We start from the raw sequence: 15,072 nt of genomic DNA, 5'->3' as shown, positions 1-15,072 counted from the left end.
CGTCAGCTTCGCCGCATCGCGCAGCGGCGCTCATTGGAGATGCTCCTCTTCGGCGCGGTGCGCCCACTGGGCGAACGTCTCGTCGGCGTCGACATCGCGCTCGGCGAGGAACCGCTTGACGACGCGCTCGGTGTAGTCGGCGATGCCGTCGGCGGCGACCTTGAGACCTCGCACGGTGCGGCCGAGGCCGGCGTCGTCGCGGTCGGCGTTCACGAGCCCGCCACCCAGGTGCACCTGGTAGCCCGGCACCTGCTCGCCGTCGATCGTGACGAGCTGGCCCTTGAGGCCGATGTCGGCGGTCTGGATGCGCGCACAGGAGTTCGGGCAGCCGTTGACGTGGAGCGAGATCGGATGCGGCAACTCGAACTGCTCGAGACGCTTCTCGAGGTCGAGCACCGCGGCCGTCGCGTACGCCTTGGTCTCGACGATCGCGAGCTTGCAGAACTCGATGCCGGTGCAGGCGATGGTGCCACGGCGGATGAGGCTCGGGCGGGCCGAGAGGCCGAGCTCGTCGAGGCCCGCGATGAACGGCTCCACGTTCTCTTCGGCGATGTCGAGGAACACGAGCTTCTGGTGCGGCGTCGTGCGCAGGCGCGTCGAGCCGTGGGCTTCGAGCAGGTCGGCGAGCTTGGCGAGCGTCGGGCCCGACACGCGGCCGACGATCGGCGTCGCACCGATGTAGAAGCGGCCGTCCTTCTGCTTGTGCACGCCGACGTGGTCGCCCTGCGTGAGCGGCTTCGGGGCGGCGGGGCCGTCGGGCAGCGCGTAGCCGAGGTATTCGTCCTGCAGCACCTGGCGGAACTTCTCGGCCCCCCACTCGGCGAGCAGGAACTTCAGGCGCGCCTTGTTGCGCAGGCGCCGGTAGCCGTAGTCGCGGAAGATCTGCGCGACGCCGTGCCACGCCTCTGCCACCCGCTCCGGCGAGACGAAGACGCCGAGGCGCTCGGCGAGACGCGGGGTGGTCGAGAGGCCGCCGCCGACCCACAGGTCGTACCCGACACCCAGCTCGGGGTGCTCGACCGCGACGAATGCGACGTCGTTGATCTCGTGCACGACATCCTGGCTGGGATGGCCGGTGATCGCGGACTTGAACTTGCGCGGCAGGTTCGCGAGCGACTCATCGCCGATGAAGCGCGACGTGATCTCGTCGATCTGCGCGGTCGGGTCGATGAGCTCGTCGGCCGAGATGCCGGCGACAGGCGAGCCGAGGATGACGCGGGGAACGTCACCGCACGCCTCGGTCGTGCCGAGGCCGACCGCCTCGAGGCGGCGCCAGATCTCGGGCACGTCCTCGACGCGCACCCAGTGCAGCTGCACGTTCTGGCGGTCGGTGAGATCTGCGGTGCCGCGGGCGAAGTCGGTGGAGATGTCGGCGATGACGCGCAGCTGCTCGGTGGTGAGCTGGCCGCCGTCGATGCGCACGCGCATCATGAAGTACTCGTCCTCGAGCTCTTCGGGCGTCAGGGTCGCGGTGCGGCCGCCGTCGATGCCGGGCTTGCGCTGAGTGTAGAGGCCCCAGACGCGGAAGCGGCCGTGCAGGTCGGTCGGGTCGATCGACGCGAAGCCGCCCTTCGAGTAGACGTTCTCGATGCGGTCGCGCACGCTCAGGCCGTTGTCGACCTGCTTCCACTCCTCGTTGCCGTTGAGCGGGGAGGTGCCGTCGACCTTCCACTGGCCGTTCGGCTTCGACGACGGGCGCGGCGGGCGCACGGCCGCGCGCGGGCGGTCGGCGCCGGCGAGCGCTTCGGTGTCGCTGATGGTCACGGTGGCCTCCGGTGTGAAACCCGAGGCGTCCCCCGGGCGGGACCCTATCGAGTCCATTCCGTGAATCTAGAAGCGAGCGGGCGTCAGACCTATCCGAGCGTCAAGAGGCGTTAACCGACGTAACGGGGCGTCACACAGTTGCGGGTGCGGGCCTTTGTGGACTCGATCCGAGATCGTCGCCGGTCGCCTCGAGGAACCCGGGTCGATGCGTTCCGACCGAGTCGCCGGGGCGCACCCCTCCGCGGGGGCGGGGCGAACCCGGGTCGATGCGATCCGACCGAGTCGAGGTGTTCCGAGCGCGCGGAACGCGTCGACTCGGTCGGAACGCCGCGAGTCGCGGCGACGGGACGGGGCGGCGGCGGGGGAGCCCGGTGTCCGGGCTGCGCTACGCGGCGGCTTCGTTGTAGCGATCGACCACGATGTCGACGAGGGCTGCCGGCGGTTCGTCGTCGCCGAGCAGCGGCGGCGCGACGGGGGCGCCGGCGGCAAGCCTCACGGCGAGGTCGTGGAAGTAGCCCGGCGCGAGGAGGTAGTCCGCGACGACGACGCGCTCGGCGTGGGCTGAGGCCTCGGCGACGGCGACGTCGACGCGGGGGTCGGCAGCGGCGAGGAAGCCGACCGTGACCTCGCGGTCGACGCGGGCGCGCAGCATCCGTCCGATCTCCCGGCAGTCCTCGTTCGCGCGGTCGTCGGTGGAGCCGGCCACCGCGAGCACGAGGGCGTCGTCGGGGCCGAGGGGGTGCAGGCGGGCGAGCAGCGCATCGACGAGGCGCGGGTCGGGACCGAGCGCCGGGGCGATCACGACGCCCTCGCGCCCCGCGGACTGCTCGATGAGGTCGACGCGCACGTGATAGCCCGCCGAGAGCAGCAGCGGCACGATGACGACGGGCATCCCCGCCGGGATCGCGTCGAGGGATGCCGCGACATCCGGCTGCTGCACGTCCACGTGCCCGAGCCGCACCGTGACGTCGGGCAGTCGCCGCGCGACCGCATCCACGAGTGCGGCGACCGCCGCCTGCCCCGCGGGCGACGACGTGCCGTGCGAGATGGCGAGGAGCGCGGGGCGGGTCATGTCGCCCATTGTGCCCCGCGCGTGTGACGCCCATGTGACGGCGTCGTCCGTCGTCCCCTCCGTCCCCCGTCCCCCGTCGCCCCGTCGCCGTGCGATGTCCGGACTTCGCAGGCGTTCACGCTGGGTCTCCAGCGAAACCTGGACCGCGGGATGAAACGCCGAAGGGCGGTCCGGCGTGTGCGGGACCACCCTTCGGGGGATGGATGCTGCGGCTCAGGCCGCGCCGGACTCCCGGCCGCGTGCGAAGCCGGCGTCGAAGCCGCGCTCGTACGCCTGCTGCGACCGGCGACCGCCGCGGCCGTGGTGACCGTGACCGCCGTGCTCGCCGCGGTGGCCGTGCGTGTGGCCGTGGCCGTGGTGGCCGTGCGCGTGGCCGTGGTCGTGGTGGCTGTGGCCGGCGTGCGGGTGGTGGCCGTGGCAGGCCTCGTCGCCGTAGCCGCGCATCGGCTCGTCGAAGCGCTCGGCGGGGTGGCCGGGGCGCCCGGGAGCGAAGCCGCGGTGGCGGTTCCGGCCGTACCCGTCGTGGGTGTCGGGGTCGAACGGGCGCGGACGCCCGCCGAAACCAGGGCCGAAGCCGCCGAACCCAGGACCGAAGCCCGGACGGAAACCGGGGCCGAAGCCGGGGCGCCCGAACCCGCCGAAGCCGCGCTCGCGGCCGGCGGCGTTCTCGTCCCAGCCCAGCTCCCGGGCGATCGCCTCGAGTGAGCCGGTGAGAGCCGCATAGGCCTCGTCGTCGCCGACGGCGGCGACCACGCGGGCACGGAGCGCATCGACGATCGCGCCGATGCGCTCCTTCTCGGCGCGGCCGAGGTCGGTCAGGGTCCACGTTCCGTCGCCCTGCTCCTCGACCCAGCCGCGCTCCTCGAGGCCGCGCAGGCGCTTGCCCTTGCGGGCGATGCGCTCACGGAACTCCGGGGCGTCGATGTCGCCCGACAGCACGTTCAGCAGCATCCAATCGCGGCGCGAGATGCCCTCGGCCTCGAGCGCCGTCGCGAACTCGCGCGTCAGCAGTCCGTCGACCGCGCGCAGCCAGTAGCCGAGCGGGCGCTGGTCGGTGGGGCGGGGGTCGTTGTCTTCGTTGTCGTTGATGTCGTTCATGGGGAAGTCCTTTCGGGGGCGGCGCGGAGGGCCGCCGGGTGATACATGTCGAAGTGCATGTACATGCAGTGTGACATGCATTCCAGATCCATGTCAAGTCGCATGTAAATTGGGAGGATGCCGTCCACTCCCGACGACCCGTCCGACGCGATCGCCGCCGCCCTCGCCCGCCTCCGCGGGCGACGAGGCCCTCGTCCGCCGTGGATGGAGGGCCCCGGTCCGCACTCCGCGGGCCCGCGCGCGCATGGCCACGCCGGACCCCACGGGCACGCAGCCGATGGTTCAGAGCACATCCACGCCGACGGCTCGATCCACGGCTTCTCGGGTCGCGGCGGTCCGTGGGGTCGCGGCGGTCCGTGGGGTCGCGGGGGACCGGGCCCCGGGTTCGGCGCACCGCCCTGGGCCGGCGGCGGTCGCTTCGGTGGTCCGGCCCGCATGAGGCTCCTCGAGGCGCTGGCCGCAGCATCCCATCCCCTCTCGGTGGGGGAGATCGCCGACGCCGTGGGCGTGGATCAGCCGCGGGCGTCGCGCCTCGTGCAGCAGGCCGTCGCACTGGATCTGGTGCGGCGCGAGGCCGACCCCGACGACGCTCGCCGCACGCGGGTCGCGCTGACCGACACCGGCACCCGCCTGGTGCGCGGCTTCCGCGGCGAGCGGCGCGAGGCGATCGATGCGGCGCTCGCAGCCTTCACCGACGCCGAGCGCGCCGAGCTCGCGCGCCTGCTCACGAAGCTCGCGGATTCCTGGCCTGGCGCGTCATAGTCGCGGGCCCACTGTTACCCGCTGATTCGGCGCGTTTCGACTCGCAAGCTCGCTCAACGACCGGTACCCCGGCCGCGATCAGAAGCTGGTGACGAGGTCGCCGAGCACGGCCTCGAGCTTCGACGGGTCTGTCGCGTCGTAGTAGTGCGCGCCCGTGGCGCTCGAGATCGACTGCAGCGTCGCCACGTCGGCGTCGGCGCCGTACGCGAGCGTGAAGATGAGCACCGGCGTGGCGTGGTGCATGTCCTTGAGGTTCGCGAGCATCTGCTCGGCGCCGATCGTGGGGGCGTTCGGGGCGTCGTTCTCGCCGTCCGAGAGCAGCACGATGGCGTTGATGTGGTCGCTCGACCACGACGCCGCCTGCTGCGCGGCGAAGGTGTCGACCGCCTGGTAGAGCGGGGTGTCGCCCATCGAGGTGATGCCGCCGAGTGCGCCGAGGAAGCCGTCGCGCGACGCGCCGATGTCGGAGACCGGCGACACGAGTCCCGGCACCATCGCGCCGTCGGGAGCCTGCGCGAAGGCGGCGAGGCCGACGTCGTCGCCGTTCGTGAAGTGGCCGAGGGCCGCCTCGATCGCCTTGCGGGCCTGCGTGAGCTTCGTGTCGCTGGCCGAGATGGGCTCGTCCATCGAGCCCGACACGTCGAGGAGGAACAGCACGTTCGCGCGCTTGCGGACGTCGGGGAACGACGCCTGCACGGCGGTCACGACGTCGGCACCGGGGAAGGCGAGCATGCCGCCCTGGTCGCCGTCGAGCTGTCCGACCTGCTGGACGCCCTCGTCGAGGTCGCGGTTGAGGTCGCGGTAGCCGGCTGCACGAACGGCGGCCTGGCCCTGCGCGGTATGCGTGAAGCGGATGAAGTCCGCCGCCGCCTCGGACTCGACCGGGTCGATCCACCCGCCGGTGAGGCGCATGACGGGGTTGTCGGCCGTGTAGTAGCCGTCGGCGGGGTAGATCGGCACGAGCTGCTCCGCCGGCGGATCGGCTTGCGTGCGCGTGATGCCGTCGCGGCTCGTGATGCCGCGGTTGTAGTCCCATACCGACTTCTCGTCGACGATGACCGCCGAGAGGAAGTCGGCGGCGGAACCGGATGCCTCGGCCTGGCGCGCGTGCCAGAGGAAGTGCTCGGGCGTCGCCATGTAGTGGCTCGTCGCGGTCTCGTTCTCGTGCACCTCGGCCTGCACGGCGGGGTCCTGCACCTGGGCGGCGGTGAAGTCGGTCATCGATCCGGCGGCGGTGCCGTACGACGCGAACATCGCGGCCTCGCCGCTCGTCGCGACGAGCGGGCTCGTCTTGCCCAGCTTGAACGCGCCCCACTCGGGGTGGCCGAGGCCGCTCCAGAGGTCGGGGTCGCCCGCGGACTCGAAGATCTCGGTCCACGTCGGGGCCTCGGCATCCCATCCGATCGCCTCAGCCAGGCCCACGGGCATCGCGAGCACGATGTCGGAGAGCGCGACGCTCGTGCCCTCGGCGCGGAGGTTGGTGGCGCCCTCGGCCTGCGCCACGTCGACCCAGGTCGACGAGTCGGGGAGCCACACGGTGGGCTTCTGGTCGTCGGCGAGGTTCGGGAAGCCCGTCGCCACGACAGCGGCGGCCACACCCGACTTCTCGCGGGCGGTGGTCACCGTCACGCACGAGCCCGCGACGTTGCGCGGCTGGCTGTTGTAGGCGGCGGCGAGGCCCTCCGCCATCTCGGCGTTCTCGAACGACGACAGCACCTGGACGGTCGCGCAGGGCTCTGCGCCGGCGGTGGCGGCGGGCTCGTCCTCGGGGAAGACGATCGGCTCGGCGACGGCCGGCGCCTCAGGAGCGGGAGCGGCGGCCGGCTGTTCGGCGCCGGCGAGGTTCGAGATGATCGCGTAAGACACCGTGCCGATCGAGCCGACGAGCACCACGATGCCGATGATGGTCGTCGCGATGATCGCCTGACGGCGGCGCTTGCGGCGGCGCTCACGGCGCTCGTCGATCGCGGACGGCTTCGCGGGCTTCGACGCCGCAGCGGGGGTCGAGAAGGTGGGAGAAGGGGTCGGCGAAGAGGCCGAGGGCATCGGTGCGGTCTTCGGGTGGGAGGTCTGGCCCCTGCGGGGGCCAGGGACGTCCTCGTCGCCGCGCGTTCCATCGCGCATGGGGGCATCCTCAAAGCGGGTGCGGCCGTGAAGCCGGGCGGGGGGTCACCGGCCGGGTAGTCCGGTAAGGCCACAGCCTAGCCCGAGTGCAGGTGCGAGACGAGCGGGAGAAAACCGTGAGATCACCGTGAAGCAGTGTTCAGCATGCCGATCAGAACGGCCGTCCACCAGGCGGTTTGCGATACGACGGCGCTCCAGACGCACCACAACTTCAGCCGGGTCGGCAGTGACGAGAAGCGCACCGCCCCCGGCAGACGGTCGAGTTCGTCGGTCAGCCTCGTCATCGCGACGCCGTTCATCGCGGCGATCAGCACGGCGATCATCTTGACCGCGGTCAGGGGCTGTGAGAGATCGGGCTGCAGGAACGCACCTGTGGCGAACAGACCCGCGATGCCCAGCCATGCCAGTGCTGTCACCGGGGGCTCGGTGCGCCGGAGGTCGTCGAGCGAGGTGCGGCGCAGCATCCAGAGCAGTCCGCTCATCTCCAGCAGCACGGCCGCACCGAGTCCCACGATCACCGAGGCCAGATGGCCGAACAGCGCCGGCGCGTGCAGCCACGAGTTCGGGACGACCGACGTGCCGATCCAGATCGACAGCAGCCACGCGATCAGCACCCACCAGTACGCGACCGCTCGGCGGTGACGCGCGGCGCGCAGGCGCTCGGCGCGTTGGCGCTGGATCAGCGGGGTCGTCACGGTGCCTCTCGGGTTCGGCGAGGTGAGGCACGCGTGCGCGACGACCCCCCGTGCGCACGATGCCCGAGAGTGAGGGTATCGGATGCTGCGCCCCCGCCGGCCGGCGGGATCGATCCGCTGCGGTCAGCGGGCGATGTCTTTGGGTCGCAGCTTCACGGGGATCAGCAGCAGGAGCCCGACGAGCAGCACGATCACGATGCCGAGGATGCCGTAGTGGGTCGCGCCGAACCAGCCGATGAACAGCGCCCACAGGAGCGGCGACAGGAAGCTCATGACGCGGCCCGTCGTCGCGTAGAGGCCGAAGACCTCGCCCTGCATGCCCGTCGGGGTGACCCGCGCGAGCAGCGACCGGCTCGACGCCTGCGCCGGTCCGACGGCGGCCGAGAGGATGATGCCGCCCACCCAGAACACCGGCTTGCCGCCTTCGCGCAGGAAGAAGACGAAGAGCGCGCTGACGATGAGGATCGTGAGCGCGGTGATGATGACCGCGCGCGCCCCGAAGCGGTCGTCGAGACGGCCGGCGATGATCGTCGAGACGCCGGCGACGAGGTTCAGGGCGATGCCGAAGGCGATGACCTCGGTCGCGCTGAACCCGAACGACACCGCGGCGAGCACGCCGCCGAACGCGAAGACGCCCGCGAGGCCGTCGCGGTAGACGGCGCTCGCGATGAGGAACCAGAACGTCGGCCGGTGCTCGCGGAAGAGCGCGACGATGTCGTGCACCAGCACGACGTAGCCCTCGAAGAACCCGACCTTCCGGCGCCCCGGGTCCGCCGGCGACTCGGGCACGAGGAAGACGAACGGCAGCGCGAAGAGCACGGTCCACACCGCCGCGCCGACCGCGATGAGGCGGTAGGCCAGGCCGTCCGACACGTCGAGGCCGAACCAGCCGACCGTGTTGAGCACGACGACGAGCGCGAGCGCGAGGATCCCGCCGATGTAGCCCATGCCCCAGCCGAGGCCGCTCACGCGACCGATCGTCTTCGGAGTCGAGACCTGCACGAGCATCGCGTTGTAGTTGACGCCCGCGATCTCGGACGAGACGGATCCGAGGGCGACGAGGATCGCGCCGAGCCAGAAGAACTGCGGCTCGGAGTAGACGAAGAACAGCGCGAACTGCAGGAGCGCGAGCACCGCGGTCGCGCCCACCACCCAGCGCTTCTTGGTGCCGGCCGCATCGGCACGCTGACCCAGCACGGGCGCCAGCAGCAGGATCAGGATGCCGGCGGCGAAGGTGACCCAGCCGTACCACTCCGACAGATCGGCGAGGGCGCCGCAGTACGCCGTGCCGGCGTCCGCCGCGCTCGAGCAGACCATGTCGCCGTCCGCGTTCTGGGCAGCGACGTCGGCCGGCAGGAAGGCATCCGACACCAGGTACAGCGAGACGAAGACGAACGTCAGGATGACCGAGTTGAAGGGCTGTGTCGCCCAGTCCCACAGCGCCCACGCGAACACGCGCCGCCGGGGCACCGGGGTGTCGTCGAGGCCGTCGGTGTGGAGGGCGGCGGTCGACAGCACGTGCTCCGGCGAAGGGCCGGATCCCGCCGGGGTGCCGGGTTGCGAGGGCCTGCCGGGCTCGTCGGGTCCGGGGGCGGGTGAGCTCATGTCGGTCACAGTAGGGCCCTTCGGTGAACTGGTGCGGAATCAAAGTAGCGCTCGCGAGCGCCGTGATGGTTTGCTTCGTTCATGACAGGGGAAACCTCGCCCGAGACGACCTTCAACGCTCGCCTGGCCATCCTTCTCGCCATGGCGATGTTCGTGCTCGTGGTCGACACGTCGATCATGAACGTCTCGATCTCGGCGGTGGTGAAGGAGCTCGGCACGACCGCCAGCGGCGTGCAGGGCGCGATCGCCCTTGAAGCCCTGGTCTCGGCGGCATTCATCCTCATCGGCGGCAAGACCGGCGACCTCATCGGGCGCAAGCTGGCGTACATCCTGGGCCTGCTCGGCTACGCGGTCGGCGCGGTCGCGATGACGTTCGCCACGAGCCTGACCGCCGTCATCATCTTCTGGGCGGTGATCGGCGGGATCGGGGCATCCCTTCTCCTCCCCTCGATGCAATCCCTCATCCACGGCAACTTCGCCGGCGCTCACCAGAAGCGCGTCTACGCGCTGGTCGGTGCATCGGCGGCGATCGCGGCCGCCGTCGGGCCGCTCCTCGGCGGTTTCATCACCACCTTCTGGTCGTACCGTGTCGCCTTCGGCCTCGAGGCGGTCATCATCGCGATCGTGCTGCTCGGCATCGGCCTCGTGAAGGACGTCAAGTACACGGGCGATCGTTCCATCGACCTCGTGGGCGCGGCCCTGTCGGTCATCGGCATGGGCGGCGTCGTGCTCGGCATCCTGGTCTGGCAAGAGGGTGGCGGCTACGTCGGCATCATCATCGGCCTCGGTGCCGTCGCGCTCGGCGGCCTGGCGTGGTGGCTCAACTCGCGCAAGAAGAAGGGCAAGCCGGTCCTCCTCGACCCGGCGCTGTTCTCGTCGAAGCCGTTCCGCACCGGTGTGAGCGGGCAGCTGCTGCAGCAGATCGCCCTCGGCGGCACGATGATCGTGCTTCCGCTCTACCTGCAGATGGTGCTCGAGTACAACGCGCTGCAGGCCGGTCTGTCGATCGCGCCGCTGTCGCTCAGCATGTTCGCGGTCGCGATCTGGGCCGGCCGCCGGGCCAAGGGGCGCCCCGCGAACCTCATCCTGCTCGGGTTCTCGCTCGCCGCGGTGGGCCTCATCGCCATCGTGCCGCTGGTGCCCGTCGCCGACACAGGGTGGTGGCTCACCATCCCGCTCATCATCGCCGGCTCGGGTCTCGGCCTTCTGGTGTCGCAGCTCAACAACTACACGCTGTCGCCGATCTCCGACGAGCGGGTCAGCGAGGCCGCCGGCGTCAACTCCGCCGCCGGCTCGTTCGGCCTGTCGTTCGGCCTCGCGTTCGCGGGCGCGATCATGCTCGCGACTCTCGCGGCGTCGTTCACGTCGCTGGCGTACTCGAGCACGGTGCTCACGAGCGAGCAGCAGGAGCAGGTGGCCACGGTGCTCGAGGAGGACGCGGAGCTGATGTCGAACACCGGCCTCGAGCAGCTCCTCGCCGACGAGCCGCCGGAGGCGTCGGCCGAGGTCGTGCGCATCAACACGGAGGCGCGCCACATCGCCCTCCAGGTCGCTCTGCTCATCCCGATCCTCGCCGCGGTGCTGGGTGTGCTCAACGGTTTCCGCATGCGCCGCCTGCCCGATCCGAAACCGAACGAGGCGGTGGAAGGGATGCTGGGCGGGTGAGCCGGCGCACGGACCGCGCGCGGGCCCAGCTCGAGCAGGTCGAGGGCGGCGAGCAGGCGATCGTCGCCTACTTCAAGGAGCGCGTCTACGCGACCTTCACGGGCCTCGCGATCGTGCTGGTCGTCGCTTCGAGCGAGCACGCCGAAGCCGATCACGCGTTCTGGGCGCTGATCCTCGGCGTGGTGGGAATCACGGCGGCGGGCTTCGTCTCGGACGTGATCTCGCACCTCTCGGTGCACCGCACGTTCCCCGGCCGCGTCGACCTCCTCATCTCGACGCGGATCGCCGGCGGCGCGCTCGGCACCCTCCTGACGCCCGGCATCCTCCTCCTGCTCGCGTGGCTGGAGGTCATGCCGCTCGACGCGGCCCTCACGGCGAGCTCCATCGTCTACATCGCGACCCTCGCGGTCATCGGCTGGTTCGCTGTGCGCCGTTCCGACCTCGCGTGGTGGAAGCAGGTGATCGCACTCGCCATCCTCGTCGCGCTCGGACTCCTGGTCGTCGGCCTGCAGACCCTCGCTCACGCGATCTGAAGCAAGTTGAGCCGAGTCCTATCAACTTTGATTTGACGGATGCTGCGCCCCCGGCGTATGGTTGAGCCATCGCGACTCAACCTCATGGTGAGTTGCGAGAAGACTTCCCTGTAACCCCGGGTGGCAGCATCCGTCTGCGCCCATATGAAGGAGAGATACACATGGCACGTGCTGTTGGAATCGACCTCGGTACGACCAACTCGGTCGTGAGCGTCCTCGAGGGCGGCGAGCCCAAGGTCATCGCGAACGCCGAGGGTTTCCGCACGACCCCCTCGGTCGTCGCGTACACGAAGGACGGCGAGGTGCTCGTCGGCGAGACCGCCAAGCGCCAGGCCGTCACCAACGTCGACCGCACCGTCTCGTCGGTCAAGCGCCACATGGGCACCGACTGGGGCTTCGACGTCGACGGCAAGCACTGGACACCGCAGGAGATCTCGGCGCGCATCCTTCAGAAGCTGAAGCGCGACGCCGAGCAGTACCTGGGCGACACGGTGACCGACGCGGTCATCACCGTCCCCGCATACTTCAACGACGCCGAGCGCCAGGCCACCAAGGAGGCCGGCGAGATCTCGGGCCTCAACGTCCTGCGCATCATCAACGAGCCCACCGCGGCGGCCCTGGCCTACGGCCTCGACAAGGGCAAGGAAGACGAGCTCATCCTCGTCTTCGACCTCGGTGGCGGTACGTTCGACGTCTCCCTCCTCGAGGTGGGCAAGGACGACGACTTCTCGACCATCCAGGTGCGCGCCACCGCCGGTGACAACCGACTCGGCGGCGACGACTGGGATCAGCGCCTCGTCGACTACCTCATCAAGCAGTTCAAGGACACGACCGGTGTCGACGTCTCGGGCGACAAGATCGCGCTGCAGCGCCTCAAGGAGGCCGCCGAGCAGGCGAAGAAGGAGCTCTCCTCGTCGACCAGCACCTCGGTCAACCTGCCGTACCTGTCGCTGACCGACTCGGGCCCCGTGTCGCTGTCGGAGACGATCACCCGCGCGAAGTTCGAGGATCTCACCAAGGACCTCCTCGACCGCACCAAGAAGCCGTTCGAGGACGTCATCCGCGAGGCCGGCATCAAGGTCGGCGACATCGACCACGTGGTGCTCGTCGGCGGCTCGACCCGCATGCCCGCGGTCTCCGAGCTCGTGATGAAGGAAGCCGGCAAGGAGCCCAACAAGGGCGTGAACCCCGACGAGGTCGTCGCCGTCGGCGCCGCCCTCCAGGCCGGAGTCCTCAAGGGCGAGCGCAAGGACGTCCTCCTCATCGACGTCACCCCCCTGAGCCTCGGCATCGAGACCAAGGGCGGCATCATGACGAAGCTCATCGAGCGCAACACCGCCATCCCGACCAAGAGGAGCGAGACCTTCACGACCGCCGACGACAACCAGCCGTCGGTCGCGATCCAGGTCTTCCAGGGCGAGCGCGAGTTCACCCGCGACAACAAGCCGCTGGGCACGTTCGAGCTGACCGGCATCGCGCCGGCTCCGCGCGGCATCCCGCAGATCGAGGTCACCTTCGACATCGACGCGAACGGCATCGTGCACGTGTCCGCGAAGGACAAGGGCACCGGCAAGGAGCAGTCGATGACGATCACCGGCGGCTCGTCGCTGCCGAAGGACGACATCGAGCGCATGGTGCGCGAGGCCGAGGAGCACGCCGCCGACGACAAGAAGCGTCGCGAGGCCGCCGAGGTGCGCAACCAGGCCGAGACCCTCTCGTACTCGATCGAGAAGCTGATCAAGGAGAACGAGGACAAGCTGCCCGAGGACGTCAAGACCGAGGTGCAGGGCGACGTCGATGCCCTCAAGACCGCGCTTGCGGGCGAGGACGACGACGCCGTGAAGGCCGCGTTCGACAAGCTCAACCAGAGCCAGGGCAAGCTGGGCGAGGCGATCTACGCGTCGAGCCAGGCTTCGCAGTCGGCTCCGGATGCTGCCGCCGGCGCCCCCGGTGACGGCCAGGCTCCGACCGACTCCGACGAGGACGTCGTCGACGCCGAGGTCGTGGACGAAGAGGACGAGAAGAAGTAACCATGGCGAACAAGGACCACAACCCGGAACCGGTCGAAGAACCGGGCGACGGCGACGAGGTCCGGCCTGAGGGTGCGGGGCCGGAGGCGAACGCCTCCGGCCCCGCGCCGCAGGACGGGCAGGACGATGAGCTCACGGTCGACGACATCCTCGGCGCTGCGCAGAACGCAGACGCCGCGGCCGAGGACGCCGTGCTCGCCGACCTCGAGTCGCAGCTGCTGAACGACCTCAAGCGCCTGCAGGCCGAGTACGCCAATTACCGCCGCCGCACCGAGGAGCAGCGCGAGGTCGAGATCGAGCGCGCCCAGGGCGCGGTCGCGAAGGGCATCCTCCCGGTGCTCGACGACCTCGACCGCGCCGAGAAGCACGGCGACCTGGAGCAGGGGTCCGCCTTCGCGGCGATCGCCGACAAGCTCCGCGGCGTCGCCGAGCGCATCGGACTCACCACCTACGGCGCGGCGGGCGAGACGTTCGACCCGCAGCAGCACGAGGCGATCTTCCAGGTGCCGACTCCCGGCGCGACCGAGACCACGATCGTCGAGGTCGTCGAGATCGGCTACCGCCTGGGCTCGGTGGAGCTGCGTCCGGCGAAGGTCGTCGTCGCGGTTCCCGCCGAATAGCCCGAAGGAGGCTCCATGGCCAGTCAGGACTGGTTCGACAAGGACTTCTACTCGGTGCTCGGCGTCTCGAAGGACGTCAGCGAGGCTGACCTCAAGAAGACGTATCGCAAGCTCGCGCGGAAGTACCACCCCGACTCCAACCAGGGTGACGCGGCCGCCGAGGCGAAGTTCAAAGAGGTCAGCGAGGCGTACTCGGTGCTCTCCGACGCGGAGCAGCGCAAGGAGTACGACCAGATCCGCGCGATGGGCTCGGGCGCTCGATTCACGTCGGGCGGCCCGGGCGGCGCCGGCGGCTTCGAAGACGTCTTCTCGATGTTCAACCAAGGCCGCGGCGCGCGCTACCAGAGCGCCGAGGACTTCGACGACATCTTCGCGATGTTCAACCAGCAGCAGGGCGGCACGGGCTTCGGCTCCGGGCGGTTCGGGCAGCCGAGCGGCGGTTATCGCGGCTTCGGCGGCCCCAGCCGCGGCGCCGACGTCACGGCGCGCACGACGATCGACTTCGTCACGGCGACCAAGGGCGAGACCATCACGCTGCAGGGGGAAGACGGGAAGCCGTTCAAGGTGAAGATCCCCGCGGGAGTCGCGGACGGACAGAAGATCCGGCTGCGCGGCCGCGGGCGTCACTCGCCCGACGGCGGCGAGAACGGCGACATCGTCGTGCAGGTCACCGTGCGTCCGCACCCGGTGTTCACGCGCGACGGACTGAACCTCCGCGTCACCGTGCCGGTGACGTTCACCGAGGCTGCGCTCGGCGCCACCATCGAGGTGCCGACGCTCGGCGGCGATCCGGTGCGGCTGCGCGTAGCTCCCGGCACGCCGTCCGGTCGCGTGCTGCGCGTCAAGGGGCGTGGCGTCGAGACTGCGAAGGGCACCGGCGACCTCCTCGCCGAGGTGCAGGTGGCCGTCCCATCGCACCTCGATGAGGCCGCGCGCGAAGCGCTCGAGCGCTTCCAGAGTCTCGAGTCGAAGGAGAACCCGCGCGCCGACCTGATGGCCAAGGCGCAGGGCTGAGATGCTCGCTGAGAACAGGAGATCTGGCGAGAACAGGACGATTCCCCGCGAAGCGTCCTGTCCTGGCGAGATCTCCTGTTCTCGCGAGTG

Annotated in this window: 12 protein-coding genes; 6 read left to right on the top strand and 6 right to left on the bottom strand. The window is 70.3% G+C overall.

Annotated elements, in window-relative coordinates; translation table 11 throughout:
* Positions 1-30: 30 nt before the first annotated feature.
* From ACVN90_RS19845 to ACVN90_RS19835, 3 genes are all read right to left on the bottom strand, one after another.
* Positions 31-1,758: a nitrite/sulfite reductase gene (locus tag ACVN90_RS19845; RefSeq protein ID WP_475102159.1), complete on the bottom strand. Its 1,728-nt coding sequence runs from the start codon at positions 1,756-1,758 to the stop codon at positions 31-33.
* 391 nt (positions 1,759-2,149) lie between these two features.
* Positions 2,150-2,836, bottom strand: coding sequence for a sirohydrochlorin chelatase (locus tag ACVN90_RS19840; protein WP_475099921.1), 687 nt, complete (start codon positions 2,834-2,836; stop codon positions 2,150-2,152).
* A 213-nt stretch (positions 2,837-3,049) separates the two neighbouring features.
* Entirely contained in the window at positions 3,050-3,934 is an 885-nt protein-coding gene (locus tag ACVN90_RS19835) for a MarR family winged helix-turn-helix transcriptional regulator (RefSeq protein WP_475099920.1), read from the bottom strand.
* 117 nt (positions 3,935-4,051) lie between these two features.
* Here ACVN90_RS19835 and ACVN90_RS19830 point away from each other — a divergent pair, with 117 nt between their 5' ends.
* Entirely contained in the window at positions 4,052-4,696 is a 645-nt protein-coding gene (locus ACVN90_RS19830) for a MarR family winged helix-turn-helix transcriptional regulator (protein WP_475099919.1), read from the top strand.
* 78 nt (positions 4,697-4,774) lie between these two features.
* Here ACVN90_RS19830 and ACVN90_RS19825 read toward each other — a convergent pair whose 3' ends face one another.
* From ACVN90_RS19825 to ACVN90_RS19815, 3 genes are all read right to left on the bottom strand, one after another.
* The gene (locus ACVN90_RS19825) at positions 4,775-6,820 is read right to left on the bottom strand and encodes a vWA domain-containing protein (RefSeq protein ID WP_475099918.1); all 2,046 of its coding nucleotides are present in this window, start codon (positions 6,818-6,820) and stop codon (positions 4,775-4,777) included.
* Between the two features lie 122 nt (positions 6,821-6,942).
* Positions 6,943-7,515: a hypothetical protein gene (locus tag ACVN90_RS19820; RefSeq protein WP_475099917.1), complete on the bottom strand. Its 573-nt coding sequence runs from the start codon at positions 7,513-7,515 to the stop codon at positions 6,943-6,945.
* 123 nt (positions 7,516-7,638) lie between these two features.
* Positions 7,639-9,120 carry an MFS transporter gene (locus ACVN90_RS19815; RefSeq protein ID WP_475099916.1) on the bottom strand — a complete coding sequence of 494 codons (1,482 nt, stop codon included), beginning with the start codon at positions 9,118-9,120 and terminating at the stop codon, positions 7,639-7,641.
* Positions 9,121-9,201: 81 nt separating this feature from the next.
* On the opposite strand from ACVN90_RS19815, the gene ACVN90_RS19810 reads away from it, so the two are divergent.
* From ACVN90_RS19810 to ACVN90_RS19790, 5 genes are all read left to right on the top strand, one after another.
* Positions 9,202-10,785, top strand: a complete 1,584-nt coding sequence (locus ACVN90_RS19810; RefSeq protein ID WP_475099915.1) for an MFS transporter — start codon at positions 9,202-9,204, stop codon at positions 10,783-10,785.
* On the top strand, positions 10,782-11,318 hold the full coding sequence (locus ACVN90_RS19805) for a hypothetical protein (RefSeq protein ID WP_475099914.1): 537 nt from the start codon (positions 10,782-10,784) through the stop codon (positions 11,316-11,318). Before ACVN90_RS19810 ends, ACVN90_RS19805 begins: the two co-directional genes overlap by 4 nt.
* 161 nt (positions 11,319-11,479) lie before the next feature.
* Positions 11,480-13,348, top strand: a complete 1,869-nt coding sequence (gene dnaK, locus ACVN90_RS19800; RefSeq protein ID WP_475099913.1) for a molecular chaperone DnaK — start codon at positions 11,480-11,482, stop codon at positions 13,346-13,348.
* Between the two features lie 2 nt (positions 13,349-13,350).
* Positions 13,351-13,968 carry a nucleotide exchange factor GrpE gene (locus ACVN90_RS19795; protein ID WP_475099912.1) on the top strand — a complete coding sequence of 206 codons (618 nt, stop codon included), beginning with the start codon at positions 13,351-13,353 and terminating at the stop codon, positions 13,966-13,968.
* A 15-nt stretch (positions 13,969-13,983) separates the two neighbouring features.
* The gene (locus tag ACVN90_RS19790) at positions 13,984-14,982 is read left to right on the top strand and encodes a DnaJ C-terminal domain-containing protein (protein ID WP_475099911.1); all 999 of its coding nucleotides are present in this window, start codon (positions 13,984-13,986) and stop codon (positions 14,980-14,982) included.
* The last annotated feature ends 90 nt before the right edge of the window (positions 14,983-15,072 follow it).

The sequence above is a fragment of the Microbacterium sp. F01 genome (assembly GCF_056156365.1).
Note: the sequence above shows the minus strand (reverse complement) of the source record. Positions and strands in the feature narration are given on the sequence as shown.